This is a genomic window from Ilumatobacter sp. (assembly GCF_041688325.1).
GTDB lineage: Bacteria > Actinomycetota > Acidimicrobiia > Acidimicrobiales > Ilumatobacteraceae > Ilumatobacter_A.
This window is the reverse complement of sequence record NZ_JBDNIJ010000435.1, coordinates 16571-30177: the sequence shown is the minus strand read 5'-3', so window position 1 is coordinate 30177 and position 13607 is coordinate 16571. Positions and strand designations below refer to the sequence as shown.

At 62.2% G+C, this 13607-nt stretch carries 16 protein-coding genes; 4 read left to right on the top strand and 12 right to left on the bottom strand.

What is annotated here, in order from left to right; all coding sequences use genetic code 11:
• Positions 1 to 144 precede the first annotated feature (144 nt).
• Entirely contained in the window at positions 145 to 1047 is a 903-nt protein-coding gene (locus ACH2EI_RS21260; protein WP_395152524.1) for an NAD-dependent epimerase/dehydratase family protein, read from the bottom strand.
• A gap of 69 nt (positions 1048 to 1116) precedes the next feature.
• On the opposite strand from ACH2EI_RS21260, the gene ACH2EI_RS21255 reads away from it, so the two are divergent.
• The gene (locus ACH2EI_RS21255) at positions 1117 to 1875 is read left to right on the top strand and encodes an SDR family NAD(P)-dependent oxidoreductase (RefSeq protein WP_395152525.1); all 759 of its coding nucleotides are present in this window, start codon (positions 1117 to 1119) and stop codon (positions 1873 to 1875) included.
• Between the two features lie 26 nt (positions 1876 to 1901).
• The gene (locus tag ACH2EI_RS21250) at positions 1902 to 2615 is read left to right on the top strand and encodes an SDR family NAD(P)-dependent oxidoreductase (RefSeq protein WP_395152526.1); all 714 of its coding nucleotides are present in this window, start codon (positions 1902 to 1904) and stop codon (positions 2613 to 2615) included.
• Positions 2616 to 2635: 20 nt separating this feature from the next.
• Here the strand turns inward: ACH2EI_RS21250 and ACH2EI_RS21245 are convergent, their stop codons facing one another.
• The 4 genes from ACH2EI_RS21245 to ACH2EI_RS21230 form a co-directional block, all read right to left on the bottom strand.
• Entirely contained in the window at positions 2636 to 3010 is a 375-nt protein-coding gene (locus ACH2EI_RS21245; RefSeq protein ID WP_395152527.1) for a hypothetical protein, read from the bottom strand.
• 18 nt (positions 3011 to 3028) lie between these two features.
• Complete coding sequence (locus ACH2EI_RS21240; RefSeq protein ID WP_395152528.1) at positions 3029 to 3442, bottom strand: class I SAM-dependent methyltransferase; 414 nt, start codon at positions 3440 to 3442, stop codon at positions 3029 to 3031.
• 199 nt (positions 3443 to 3641) lie between these two features.
• Positions 3642 to 4313 carry a trimeric intracellular cation channel family protein gene (locus tag ACH2EI_RS21235; protein WP_395152529.1) on the bottom strand — a complete coding sequence of 224 codons (672 nt, stop codon included), beginning with the start codon at positions 4311 to 4313 and terminating at the stop codon, positions 3642 to 3644.
• Positions 4310 to 4855: a YbaK/EbsC family protein gene (locus ACH2EI_RS21230; protein WP_395152530.1), complete on the bottom strand. Its 546-nt coding sequence runs from the start codon at positions 4853 to 4855 to the stop codon at positions 4310 to 4312. The genes ACH2EI_RS21235 and ACH2EI_RS21230 overlap by 4 nt, the downstream gene beginning before the upstream one ends.
• A gap of 44 nt (positions 4856 to 4899) precedes the next feature.
• On the opposite strand from ACH2EI_RS21230, the gene ACH2EI_RS21225 reads away from it, so the two are divergent.
• Positions 4900 to 5253, top strand: coding sequence for a nitroreductase/quinone reductase family protein (locus ACH2EI_RS21225; RefSeq protein ID WP_395152531.1), 354 nt, complete (start codon positions 4900 to 4902; stop codon positions 5251 to 5253).
• Positions 5254 to 5278: 25 nt separating this feature from the next.
• Here ACH2EI_RS21225 and ACH2EI_RS21220 read toward each other — a convergent pair whose 3' ends face one another.
• The 6 genes from ACH2EI_RS21220 to ACH2EI_RS21195 form a co-directional block, all read right to left on the bottom strand.
• On the bottom strand, positions 5279 to 5722 hold the full coding sequence (locus ACH2EI_RS21220; RefSeq protein ID WP_395152532.1) for a pyridoxamine 5'-phosphate oxidase family protein: 444 nt from the start codon (positions 5720 to 5722) through the stop codon (positions 5279 to 5281).
• Between the two features lie 40 nt (positions 5723 to 5762).
• Entirely contained in the window at positions 5763 to 6773 is a 1011-nt protein-coding gene (locus ACH2EI_RS21215) for an ABC transporter permease (RefSeq protein ID WP_395152533.1), read from the bottom strand.
• 2 nt (positions 6774 to 6775) lie between these two features.
• Positions 6776 to 7729: an ABC transporter permease gene (locus ACH2EI_RS21210; RefSeq protein ID WP_395152534.1), complete on the bottom strand. Its 954-nt coding sequence runs from the start codon at positions 7727 to 7729 to the stop codon at positions 6776 to 6778.
• A 212-nt stretch (positions 7730 to 7941) separates the two neighbouring features.
• Positions 7942 to 9747 carry an ABC transporter substrate-binding protein gene (locus tag ACH2EI_RS21205; protein WP_395161499.1) on the bottom strand — a complete coding sequence of 602 codons (1806 nt, stop codon included), beginning with the start codon at positions 9745 to 9747 and terminating at the stop codon, positions 7942 to 7944.
• Positions 9748 to 9870: 123 nt separating this feature from the next.
• Positions 9871 to 10893: an ABC transporter ATP-binding protein gene (locus ACH2EI_RS21200; protein WP_395152536.1), complete on the bottom strand. Its 1023-nt coding sequence runs from the start codon at positions 10891 to 10893 to the stop codon at positions 9871 to 9873.
• The gene (locus ACH2EI_RS21195; protein ID WP_395152537.1) at positions 10893 to 12065 is read right to left on the bottom strand and encodes an ABC transporter ATP-binding protein; all 1173 of its coding nucleotides are present in this window, start codon (positions 12063 to 12065) and stop codon (positions 10893 to 10895) included. The genes ACH2EI_RS21200 and ACH2EI_RS21195 overlap by 1 nt, the downstream gene beginning before the upstream one ends.
• Before the next feature lie 351 nt (positions 12066 to 12416).
• Here ACH2EI_RS21195 and ACH2EI_RS21190 point away from each other — a divergent pair, with 351 nt between their 5' ends.
• Entirely contained in the window at positions 12417 to 13052 is a 636-nt protein-coding gene (locus ACH2EI_RS21190; RefSeq protein ID WP_395152538.1) for a peroxiredoxin, read from the top strand.
• A 33-nt stretch (positions 13053 to 13085) separates the two neighbouring features.
• Here the strand turns inward: ACH2EI_RS21190 and ACH2EI_RS21185 are convergent, their stop codons facing one another.
• Positions 13086 to 13604 carry an adenylyltransferase/cytidyltransferase family protein gene (locus ACH2EI_RS21185; protein WP_395152539.1) on the bottom strand — a complete coding sequence of 173 codons (519 nt, stop codon included), beginning with the start codon at positions 13602 to 13604 and terminating at the stop codon, positions 13086 to 13088.
• Positions 13605 to 13607 lie beyond the last annotated feature (3 nt).

Sequence of the window (13607 nt, the reverse complement as noted above, 5' to 3'; positions counted from 1 at the left end):
GGGAGAAAACCCCCTGGATCCGCTGGTGCCGGCAACGTGGACCGATTGTAGAGGCCGGTTGACGATCCGAACCCGCTTTCGAACACCCGATTTCGACTTGGTCGCGCGAAATGTTTGGCGATGCGCCGTGCCGTGTCCGAAGTCTCAGACGACCGCGGCGGACGCGACGTCGGTCCGCCACGAGTGGCGAGGCGCGAACCCCACCAGGCGTTTCGCCTTGTCGTTCGCGTAGAAGGTTCCGTATTCCGCGATGTCGCCTCGTTTCGGCACGCCTGCGTAGAAACGGTCAGAGACCTCTGCGCTCGTGATGCCGACGGAGGTGTCGTCGTTGGCCACGTTAAACACCTCGTAGCCGAGCCCATCGGTGCGCAGACAGCAGTCGACCATGTGGCCGAGGTCGCGTGCGTCGATGTAGGCAAAGATGTTTCGACGCCGGAGCGCAGGGTCGGCCACAAACGCCGGGAATTTCGTCTCGTACTCGTGGGGCTCGATGACATTGTTGATCCGCAGCCCATAGATGTCGATGCCCGAACGCGCCTGGAACGACCTGGCAGTCGCCTCGTTGACCACCTTCGACATCGCATAGCTGTCGTGCGGAACAGTGGGATGCTCCTCGTCGACCGGGATGTACTCCGGCCGCACCTCGCCGTCGGCGAAACAGACGCCATACGTGGTCTCCGAACTCGCGAACACCACCTTCGGGACACCGAGCTTCACTGCAGCGTCGATCACGTTGTACGTACTGAGTGCGTTCACCCGGAACGTCTCGTTGTCGGGCCGGATCAGAATGGCCGGCACCGCGGCGAAGTGAACAACGGCGTCATACCGCGGGACTCCGGTACCGGGTTCGAGTTCATCGCGGTGGGCGTACGCCGACAGCGCGTTGAACACCTGACCAGCGTCGGTGAGGTCGACCCGAAGGTCGGGCACGCCCGCGATACCGGCGGGCACAAGGTCGGCATTGGTAACCTTGTGCCCGCATTCGACGAGGTGCTCAATGGCGTGACGACCGGCCTTGCCACTGCCACCGGTGAAGAGGATTCTCATTGTGTCGACCGTAGCGGTAGAGCAACCATCTGACCCCGACCATCTGACTCGACGGCTATCGTCCGGCAAATGGGCGACTTCGATGGGCAGTGCGTGTTGGTAACCGGTGGATCGCGAGGGATTGGCCGCGCGGTGTGCGAGGAATTCGGGCGGCAGGGGGCTTCGGTCGCTGTGCACTACGCGTCCAACGAAGCCGCAGCCCGAGAGGTTGTCGACGGCCTTCCCGGGGACGGCCATGTCGCCATCGCCGCCGACCTCGGAGCAGGCGGAGCGCGCGGCTTGATCGACTCGACGATCGAGCAGCTGGGTCGCATCGATGTGCTCGTGAACAACGCCGGCATTTACGAGGGGCATCCCGTGCTCACAACCTCGCCCGAAGACTGGGACGCAAGCTGGGCGCGAACGCTCGCCACCAACCTGATCGGTCCCGCCGATCTCATCCACGCTGTTGTGCCGCACATGGCCGCACGGGGCGGCGGGCGCATCGTGAACGTGACGTCGCGCGGCGCCTTCCGTGGGGAACCCGAACACGCCGCCTACGGAGCGAGCAAGGCAGGGCTGAACAGCCTCAGCCAGTCGATGGCTGTGGCGCTCGCTCCACACGGCATCTACGTGACCGCGGTCGCGCCCGGCTTCGTGGAAACCGATATGGCTTCCCCCTACCTGAATGGCCCCGGCGGCGAGGCCGTCAAGGCGCAGAGCCCGATGGGCCGCGCCGCATCGCCTGCAGAGATCGCGCGGGTCGTGGTGTTCCTCGCCAGCCCGGGCTCGGAGTCGGCGACCGGCTCGATCGTCGACGTCAACGGGGCTTCGTACCTTCGGAGCTGACGAGCTGCGTCCGATACCGTCGCCTCATGCTTGACCCGACCGGTAGAACAATCATGATCAGCGGCGCGAATCGGGGTCTGGGTAACGCCATTGCACGACGGCTCCACGACGACGGATACAACGTCAGTGTCGGTGGCCGCGACCTCGATGCGTTGCGCCGTTCGATGGAAGGATGCGACCCCGACCGGGTCCTGTGTCAGCGCTACGACGCAACGCAACCGGGGACGGACGCCGAGTGGGTCGACGCGACAATCGAGCGATTCGGGTCGCTGTCCGGTCTCGTCAACAACGCGGGGATCATCGAAACAACCGAGCTCGAAGCGCTCACCGAAGACGGGCTCGATGCAATGTGGGCGGTCAACGTCAAGGCGCCGTTTCGGATGATTCAACTCGCACTTCCGCACCTTCGAACCGATGGCAGTGGGCGCGTCGTCAGCATTGCCTCGTTGTCTGGCGTGCGGGTCATGGGAACGTTCGCGCCGGGGTACGCGATGTCAAAGCACGCGGTGCTCGCGCTGTCGGAGGCAACGAAGCAAGCGGGTTGGGATGACGGCATCCGCGTCACGTCTGTCTGCCCTGGATACATCGCCACCGACATGACAAGTGACTTTGGTGGGGATCAGGCGACGATGATCGACGCGTCCGACCTTGCCGAACTGATCTCGACGACAATCTCGCTACCGAATACCGCATCGGTCGCGCAACTCAACGTTGCGTGTCGTCTCGAACCGCACTTCTGACCACACCGTCGGCGGGGGCCTCAGCGGGTCGCCGTGTACAGGGTCCGCAGCAGCAAGCCTTCCTCTATCGCGTTCACTGTGCGCCGCCGCCGCTCAATACCTTCTCCGACAGCGTCGCTACCAAGCGCCAAGCGCAGGCCCGCTTCATGTCGGAGCGTCGCGGCAAGCCAACGGTGCTGGGTGGCCAGATACTCAGCCGTCTGATCGACGGCGTCAATCTCGATGAGGCCAGCCGAACGGAGCAATCCCAGGTACGTCGTCCGGACGGCCACCGCCGGTGGCCCGATCGAACTCGCTCGGCGTCGCTTCGCCGGGGTCAGGCCTTGCGTTACTTCGATCGTGTGGAACGCCAACCGGCCTCCCGGACGGAGAACCTGACGAGACGCTCTCAGCACGGAGAGCTTGCTGCGCAGTCAACACATCACATCGGCGTGCACGACTGCATCGACCGAGCCAGCACGGATCGGGAGTTGCTCGCCGGTGGCGACGAGCGCCAGTGCTCGGGATCCGATGCCGTCGCTGCCGATCCGGTCCCGTGCGGCGCTGGCCCCTTCCATGATCGGGTCGACACTGATCACCGAGCAGCCGAACTCCGTCGCGAGATACAGACCCGGCCATCCGCATCCTGCGCCGATGTCCAGGAGCACGCTGCCTGGGCCGAGTTCGAGGAACCGACCGAGGCCGTCTGCCTGCTCGCTGGTCGTGTAGCCAGTCGCGCTGTAGTCGCTGCCGAGCGCCTCGAGTTCGGCAGCCCTCGAGGCCGCACTGCCCGACACGGCATAACGCTGTCCAAATCGTTCTGTTTCGAGGAGCGGATTTTGGGCCACGGACCAGAGTCTTGCCGCGCTCACCGACTTTGGCGAATACCGCGTTGGGTGCAACATCAGCTGCGACGACCCGCTGGTCATCGCAGCTGCTTCTTCGAAGTGACCTCTGCAATGCCTCGGACCTTCGGCCGCAACCAGATCCACATATCCCAGGTGATCAGATGGCATCAGAGCGACTGGCGAGGCCGTCAGCCAGTTGCTACTCGGCCACAAACGGTGCACGCAGCGGCATCGGTGCGCGCCATCCGAACTGCATGGCGGCGAGCCTGACCACGAACACTGCGATGGCCACCCCAATCGCCACGCCACCCGAGTACCAGCCGTTGCGCCAGGCGACCACGACAGCCGACGCCCCGAGACCAGCAGGAATTGCGTACAGCGTGCTCGATCGGTGGAAGAGGCTCGGTGGCTCGTTCGCCAACACGTCGCGGATGATGCCGCCGCCAGCCGCCGAGATCACACCGATCAGGATCGCGCCAACCAAGCTTGCGCCCAGCGTCGATGCTTTGATCGCTCCGGTCACGCAAAACAGGCCGAGGCCGGCGGCGTCGAAGATCAACACGGCCCGGGTGAGGGCACGCGTGATCATCCAATGGCCGAAGAACACCACGGCTGCTGCAGCAAGCGCGACGACCAGGTACAGCACCTCGCTGAACGCGGTCGGCGGTGTCGCACCGAGCAGAAGGTCACGGACCACACCGCCGCCAAGCGCTGTGACCAGTGCAAGCGCCGTGACGCCGACGAGTTCGAACCCCTTGCGAACAGCGAGCAGGCCGCCCGAAATCGCGAACGCGAAGACCCCGATGAGGTCGAGCGTCCTCTCGAGTGTCGGTTCAAGTCCGGTGGCCGATGCCTGAGCGAAGAACGTCACGCGGGAGGCGCTTCCGGGATCGGCTTCGCCAGGTCTTGGACCACTTCGACATTTGTGAGAGAGGTCAAAATCTCCGGCGAACCGACGAATTTGCACGCTCGACTTCCGCCGCCCAAGACAATTTCAGGAAGTGCCATCACTCGGCTATCGACCCACAGCGGCATGTATTCACTGAGGCCGAGCGGTGTCACGCCGCCGACCTTCATGCCACTCAGTTCTTCGGTCATCTCGGCCGGAGCAAACGAGCACTTCTTCACACCGAGCTTCTTGCGGACGACGTTGTTGACATCAAGTCTGGTGTTCGCCAGTACGACGCAGGCCACGTAAACTGGTGGGTCCGACTTGCCGATCACAATGAGGGTGTTCGCCGACTGCTCGAGGGTGTAACCGTATGCCTCAACGAATTGGGCGGTATCGGCCAGATGTGGATCGCAGTCGATGACCCGCGCATCGATGTCCGGCTTGTCGGCGTTGAACTGCGCGACGATCTGTCGCACTCGTTGCTCGGTCGCGTCCGGCGTTTCGCTTGCTGTTGCATCCACGACCCCAAAGCGTAGGTGCCAGCAGCGTCGGTAGCGTCACCTCTATGGAACAGTTACGCGAGGCTCAGGCCAAGGTTTCACAGACGGCGTTCCGCACGTTGAACAGTGTCGTCCGGCCCGCCGTGCTGGCCGGTGCTGGAAATCCGCTGCCAATCGGCGGCGGCGCTGTCGTACTGGAAGTGACGGGCCGAGTGTCGGGCAAGCCACGCCAGGTGCCGTTGCTTGCAGCACGCGTCGGCAAACGGGTCGTCGTGAGCACGGTGCGGAGCGATTCGCAGTGGCTCAAGAACATCGAGGCTGAGCCCCAGGTGGTCGTTCACCTGTACGGCAAACGCCGCTCCGGCACAGCGTCGGTCAACCGCGGCCCGCTCAACACCGTGGCCATCACGCTCGACTGAACCTCCCGAACGAATGGCGCCCTCGTCAGGCGTCAGGCGTGACAGGGAGGCAGTCGTTCGCGCATCCGGTGGCGGAGTTGGCGAAGCCCGGCGCGGCTGATCGATGGAGCACGGCACCGGTCGGCGAGAAACAGATCAACTGTTTGCCATCCGGAACGTCGATGCCCGAGTGTCCAGCACCAGCACGAGCAGCAGCGGTGCCATCCACGATCAGGCTGTAGCCGTCGTGATCGAGCGGCGGATAGCACAGCGTGACCGTGGCCCCGGCCGCGGCATTGCGCGCCGTGCCAGAGCTGACCGACAGCAGAATCACCGGACCAGAACCGGATCCAGAATCAGCTGGATCTGACCACTGCGGCGAGAGGGAGACGAGATGTGGGGTTGCGTCGGGCCGCACCGTCAGCAAGTACGCCCACGTGTACTCGGCGGTCTTGGAACGGAGGTCAGCCAACTCGACGGGGATACTCATGACCGCACACTACGACGCAAGGGCCATCTCGCTCAGACGCTCAGAGCGACGATGCCCGAATGGCGCCGCGCTTCTGGAAGAAGTCGCCAACCTGATTCAGCGAGAGCACCGTGAAGGTCAAGGCCAGCGAGGGCCAAAGCACTTGCAGCACATCGGTCTTGATGTCACGACGTGACTGGTTGATCATGTTGCCCCACGAAGAAGTCGGGAGTGACACGCTCAAACCGAGGAACGACAGCGACCCCTCAACGACCACGACGAATGCTGCCGCGACCATGGCGTAGGACACGAGTGTCGGGAGCACGTTCGGGATGATTTCCCGGAACAGGATCTTGGTCGGCTTCGTGCCGATTGCCCGAGCGGCCAAGACGAATTCACGGTTCGAGATCGCCAAACTATTTGCGCGCGCCACACGGGTGTACGCCGGAATCGACAGGAAGCCGATGACGCCACTGATCACGAACAGGTCACGGACCTCGAAAATCGACACCAGCGCCAGCAACAGCACGAGGGCCGGGAACGCCAGGATCACATCGATCACCGACATGATCACGGTCTCGGTTCGACCACGCACAAAACCGACAAGCGATCCGAGGAAGCCACCAATGACGATGCCGAAGAGCGCCGAGGTCGTCGCAACAATGAGGCTGACCCAACCGCCGTGGGCGATCCGAGCGAACGAGTCACGAGCCAACGCATCGGTGCCCAGCCAGTTACCGACAGACGGACCTTCGATCGGCTCGCCGACACCAAACTTGCCGGTCGAGGCATCAAAGTTGTTGAGCTGCAGGTTCGGATTTTGCAGCGGTAACGACCCGTTGAAGAGCGACGTGTCGAGCTTCGCGTAGATCGCGATACCCACGATGAAGGTCAGCCAAATTGCCGAGATCTTCACCAGCAATGGCATCGCCTTGAACACGGCTCGCAGCGACGCTCGCTTGGGCTTGCCGGGTGGAGTCGAACCAGTCGAGTGCCTGCCCGCCGAACGTTCTTCCGGGGTGGTCTCAACCGCTCCTAAGCCCCCCGATACGGATTCGAGAAAGTCAGTCATCGTCAGCTCTTTCTGATCCGCGGATCGATGAAGGTGTACATGATGTCGACCAGGGCGTTGATGATCACGTAGGCCGCCGCCACAAAGACGGTGATGCCTTGGATCATCAAGATGTCGCGGGAGTTGATCGCGTTAATCAGGCGGAAGCCCAGACCGGGAACGGCAAAGAGCGTCTCGATCACCACAGTGCCGCCAAGTAGGGCACCGAAGTTGATGCCGATGATCGTGGCGAGGCTCAGTGAACTCGGCCGGAGCGCATGGCGCATCAGGATGAACCGGTCACTCAGGCCCTTGGCTCGGGCGGCGAGGATGTAGTCCTGCTGCAGCGTGCCGATCATGTCGGAGCGGACCAGGCGGGAGAAGATCGCCATCTGCGTCAATGCCAGCGCAGTGGCCGGCATGATCGCCGTCTTCAAGTTTTCGACAATGCCTTTGTCGGTAATTCGGCTCCAGTTCGACGCTGGGAGCCATTGCAATCGAACGGCAAAGATGTAACTCAAGAAGATGCCGGTGATGAAGTTCGGAACCGACAGCGCAACCTGTGCGGCTGCAGAGGTGGTCGTGTCCTGCCACCTCCCCTGTTTGTAGGCGCCGAGTACACCGACGGGGACAGCGATGGCAACGGCCATCACGATCGCCATCAGCGCGAGTTGACCAGTGACTGGCAAGCGGTTCTTGATCTCGCCACTGACGGTCTGACCGCGGTTGATGTAGGACTCACCGAGATCACCCTGGACCGCATTGCCGAGCCAGTTGAAATAGCGTTCGTGGAACGGTTTGTCGAGCTTGAGCTCGACTCGGAGTTGTTCTTCGATCTCCGGGGTCCGCTCGGTCTGCCCGAGAATTGCGTCCACCGGGTCACCGGGCAGGAGCGACACCATGCTGAAGGTCAGCAACGTGACGGCGAACAAGGTCGCAACGAGGCGAACAAGACGAACAAGCAGCATTTTCGCCATCGAGTTCAGCACAACCTTTCAAAAATGGGGAACAGAGAGCAGATTGGTGAGTGCTCCGCGGACAAGTCCGAGGCTGAGCACCGTCTTGGAAATTCTTTGTACGAACCCGGCCGGGCGGACCACCCACCCAGCCGGGTCGAACGTCATGTCACAGTGAGAACACCGCGACACATGACAAGCGCATGGCCGACGGATCGGCCATGCGCGTCACGTCATTCGGAGATGAACACTTCGAGCCAGCGGCCCTCAGCGCCCTGCTGCCCGACACCGAGGTCGCCACCCTGCGGGAGGTGCCAACCAACAACGCCATCCAACTTCGAGTTGGTCGCGATCATGGTTGCGGTGTGACCCGAGTACCAGAGCGGAACGTTCTCCGCGTAGTCCATCATGATCGACTCATACGCCGCGAAGCGTGTGTCGAAGTCATCTGTTCCAATCGCAACCTGTGTGGCAGCGAAGTTCTCCAGCTTGAAGTAGTTCGGCCAGTTGATCGGCGACACGATGCCGTCAAGACCGTTTGCGGCCGCAATTTCTGCGGTCGGCGGTGCATTGCCCGAACCAAACGTGGTCGACGGATCATTGTCATCGCTGAAGCGCCAGCAATGAGCCTGGTGCTCATCGCCGATTGCCTTGTTGATGTGCGTCTGCTGATCGAACTGCGTCAAACTGACATTGACCAACTCGCTCTGTGACCAGACCTGCTCAATGACCTGCATCGCAGCGATCAAGGTCGGGTCAGGCGGACACGACAACTCGACGTCGATCTTGTCACCAACGGCCTTGCCGTCCGAGCGTGCGGCATCATTGACGTACTCAGTCAGCAACGCAACACCAGCCTCGAAGTCGAACTGCGGCCAAGCAGCAGCAACCTTCTCCGAGTACCAGACGCTGTCAGGCGAGAAGAACTGTGTGCCTGGCAATGAGATACCGGTGCCGCCAAGTGCCTCAATCACGTTGTCTTGGCTGTTCAGGTGCGTGAGGCCCTTACGGACCCGCACATCGTCATACGGTGCGAGGAGCACGTTGAACATGCCGCCACCGACGTTGTTGCCCTGCTGTTCGTAGAGGCTCAGGGTCCCGTCGGCCCGAGCGTCACGGATAGTGCCCTGACGCAACGACTGCATTGCATCGACTGTGCCAGAGAGCACGGCGTCGAGCCGGGTGCCTTCGTCGGGGATCGGACGGAACGAAATGGAATCGAGGTACGGCAACTGGTTGCCGTCGGCATCAGAGTTCCAATAGTTGTCGTTGCGCACGACCTTGGTCTCGTTGTCGAGGTCTCGTGACTCAATCACAAACGGGCCAGTACCAACCGGAGCAGTGCTGTACCCATCGGGGTCAGCGACCGCTGCGGCGGGGTCGAAGACCATGCCCATCGGGGCCCGTTCGAGGTACGCCGGGAACGCTGCATTCGCTGAGCTGAGAGTGTAGGTCACCTCAAGGTCGCCAGTGGCTTCGACACCAGTCAAGTTCGATGCGCTGACCTGGCCGGCCGCAACGGTGCCTGCGGCCTGAATCGGGAACATGTCGGCGATGGTCTGTGCGGTCAACTCGACGCCGTTGTGGAACGTGATGTCGGGCCGCAGGGTCATCGTCCACGCCGTGAAGTCGTCGTTCGGCGAAATAGATTCGGCGAGCCATGGCTGCAGTTGGCCTTCAGCGTCCTTTTCCAACAGCTTGTCGTAGATGGTGACCATGATGTTGTAGCAAGGCGACGCGCACGTGTCTTCCCACGGGCGCAAGCCAACCGCCTCGGCCTCGAGGCCGACGGCGATATCGCCGCCGTAGATCGCTGATGTGGCGGCTTCGGCCGCTTCGGTATCAACATCACCTTCGGCTTGGCTACCGGCTTCGGCCACATCGTCGTTTGCGGCAGGTTCAGCAGCATCGCCGCCATCATCTGCCGCTGCCTCGGTCGCCACTGGAGCGTCGCCGCCCCCGTTGTCTCCACTGTCGCTGTCACTTCCACCGCCGCAGGCTGCTGCAAGCAGACCAAAGGCCATGGGTAGTGCGAGCAATCGCACTCTCCGTCGCTGTGTCATTGATGTCCCCATCTGGAGCAAATGCCCCGGTTTGTTTGTTTCAGCACATTCCCCCGAACATGCTGTGACCAGTGTCTCATACCTGTGCCGTTCATCACGTCAGCGGAGTGACACACCGACTTCATCGACCGGCACCAACGGGTGGTGACAGGCGACGTAGTGCTCATCATTGACGCGGCGCATCATGGGCTCTACAGCAGCACAGATGTCGTCGGCCAGCGGACACCGGGTGCGGAATCGGCACCCGGACGGCGGCGACAGCGGCGAGGGCAGTTCGCCCTCAATGCCGACGCTGTCGTCGATCTTCACGGTCGGATCCGGAATCGGCAGCGACTCAAGCAGCAATCGCGTGTATGGATGCGCCGGATGCTCGTAGAGCTCGTCCGATTCGGACAGCTCGCACATCTTGCCGAGATACATGACCGCGACACGGTCGGAGATGTTCTTGACCACCGCGAGGTCGTGCGCGATAAACACGAGGGTCAGCCCGTACTCAGCCTTGAGGTCTTCGAGCAGGTTGAGGATCTGCGCCTGGACCGACACGTCAAGTGCCGACACCGGCTCGTCACAGATGATCAGCTCGGGCTCGAGCACGAGTGCCCGGGCGATCGAAATACGCTGACACTGGCCACCCGAGAACTCATGCGGCCGCTTGTATCGGGCCACGTCCGGATCAATGCCGACCGCATCGAGCATCTTGGACACCTTGGCCCACTGCTCGTCTTTGTCTTTCGGGCCCCATACTTCCAGCGGCTCAGCGACGACATCGCCGATCATCCGGCGGGGATTGAGCGACGAAATTGGATCCTGGAAGATCATCTGGATGTCAGTTCGCCGCTCGCGCATTACCGAGTCGGAAACGCCCGTCAAGTCTTCGCCGTTCAAGGTAACGGTGCCTTGCGTGGGCTTGGGCAGTTGGAGGATCGCTCGACCAGTGGTCGACTTGCCGCAACCGGACTCGCCGACGAGGCCGAGTGTTTCACCCTTGGCGATGTCGAAGCTGATGCCGGATACCGCAAAGACGGTACGACCACCAGATGCGGGGAACTCGACGTGCAGGTTGTTGACCGAGAGCAGAATGTCGTCGCCAGACCGAAGGTGCGCTGTTCCTGAACCGGCCATCAGTGCACCTCGTTGTCGTTAGGGGTCTGTGCTGCTCGCGCCGCATGCAGTTCGAGTGCGTCGAGATCGTCAGTGGCCTGCAAGCGCCCTGCGGCAGCAAGCGTCTGGGGCCGACCGGCATCGAGGTTGCGCTGGAACGCATCCTCGTTCTCGGGTGTGCCGATCGGAAAGTGACAGGCGAACTCATGGCCTGGCGTCGCTGCGGGTTGGAGCGTCGGCTCCTCCTCGCGACAGCGATCCTGCGCGTAGGGGCAGCGCGGTGCAAACTTGCAGCCGGGCGGCGGCTTGATCAGGTCCGGTGGACGGCCAGCGATGGCGCTGAGCCGAGTGTGCTTCGGTTGGCTCGTCTTGGGAATCGACCACAGCAGCGCTTGTGTATACGGGTGGTGCATGTCGGCGAACAACGCACCGGTCGGCGCCTTTTCGACCACCTTGCCGGCGTACATCACGGCAATCTCGTCAGTGCGCCCGGCGACCACACCGAGGTCGTGCGTGACCATGATCATCGTCATGAATCGATCCCGCTGCTGCGCTGCAAGCAAGTTGAGAATCTGATGCTGGACCGTGACGTCGAGCGCCGTGGTCGGCTCGTCGGCAAACAGCATCTTCGGGCCGCATGCCAATGCGATCGCAATGCACACACGCTGCCGCATGCCACCCGACATTTGGTGCGGGTAGTTGTCGAACCGGGCTTCGGGTTCGGGGATACGTACCGACTTGAGCAGCTCGATCGCAACGTTACGTGCGGCCTTCTTGTCCATGTCGAGGTGCTGGCGGACGTGCTCGGTCAGCTGGCGGCCGATTTTGACCACCGGATTGAGCGAGGTCATCGGGTCTTGGAAGACCATCGCCATCTCGACGCCCCACAGATGCTTCATCTCCTTCGGGCTCCGGCCGACCAGTTCCATTCCGGCGTACTTGACCGACCCGGTCGTGACGGCGTTGGAGACGACGTTCAATCCCATGATCGAGCGGGACAGGATCGTCTTGCCGGAACCGGATTCGCCGACCACACCGAGTGTCTTGCCACGCTCCAAGGTGAGCGACACGCCATCGACTGCCTTGACCGCGCCTGCTGGCACGATGAAGTGCGTCTTGAGGTTTTCGACGACGAGCAGCGGCGCGTCGTCGAGATGGCCTTGGTCGAGTGTGATGTCAGCAGTGTCGGTCATGCAGGTCCCCCGGTCGGACAGAAACCGTGACCCCCGTCACGACTTCCGATGCACCGTAGTGTGACCGCCGCCACGTCGCGAACACGAGTCGGACTTCGTTCATCGCGAAATTCTTTCGATTGCCCCGCAGAACCGAAGCACCATCGAGCCGGGGCCGACCTTGCGGCACTTCTTGATAACTCCGACCTGATTTGTCGGGATTGGTTAAAATGAGTCGGTAGCGTGCATTTGTCGAGCTCATGCAACCGCCTGGGCTCCTCCGTGCCACCGAATCCCACCGATCTTCCACCGACTTCCCCGGTCACTACGGGCACCAGTGCCTGACCGTGTTCCCACGAAAGCGAGCTCATCATGGCCGTCCGTCTCGGCGACATCGCCCCCGACTTCACCGCCCTCACCACGCAGGGCGAGATCAACTTCCACGAGTGGCTCGGCGACTCGTGGGGCGTGCTCTTCAGCCACCCCAAAGATTTCACGCCGGTCTGCACCACCGAGCTGGGGACCGTCGCAGCACTCAAGCCAGAGTTCGACAAGCGCAACACCAAGGTGATTGGCCTGTCGGTCGACCCTGTCGAGAGCCACATCGAGTGGGAAAAAGACATCGAAGAGGTGGTCGGTACTGCCGTCAACTTCCCGATGATCGGCGACTCCGACCGCAGCGTTGCTGACGCCTACGACATGATCCACGAGAACGCGAACGACACGCTCACTGTGCGCTCAGTGTTCATCATCGGCCCCGACAAAAAGGTCAAGCTCACCCTGACCTACCCGGCCTCGACGGGCCGCAACTTCAACGAGATTCTGCGCGTCATCGACAGCTTGCAGCTCACTGCCGACCACAAGGTCGCCACGCCAGCCAACTGGACCGATGGCGACGACGTGATCATCGTCCCCGGCGTCTCCGATGAAGAAGCCAAGACTCTGTTCCCCAACGGCTGGGATCCGGTCAAGCCGTACCTCCGATTCACCAAGCAGCCCAACCGCTGACCACCGTCACTTCGAAAAAGCGCATCTCGGACGTCACACGCCGGGGTGTGCTTTTTTGTGTTCCAGCCAGTTCGTTTCGACCCACGACCTCACGACGGGTGCGAGACGGTCCAGGTGATCTCCAGGTGACTCACGGATCTGCGTAGCACTGATCGGGACGTTGACCCTGTCTGCGTCGACAACGACCGACACGGCGTCGAACCGTCGAGCAATTTCGCCCACGTAGTCATCTGACGAGAAAACCGCATGCGGCCCGATTTCATACGGCCAGTGGTTGTGAAACGTCGCCATCCACTTCGCCCAAAGGTCCTCGTCGTCGAAGTCGGTTCCGAGCTGGTGGCGAAGTTCGAGTACGACGACATCGGGATGCAAATCACTCAGCCACTCCGCCCGGAGCGAGCCAGGAGCGGTGTCGCGCTCAGTTGAGCTGTTGACAAACACCACCAGTCGCTCACAGCGTTGCGCCGCTGCGGCGATGATGAACGAGTGGCCGAGATGCGGCGGGTCGAAGCGGCCCACGATCAGGCCCGTGCGAAAGTACTGCTCGCCCATCGG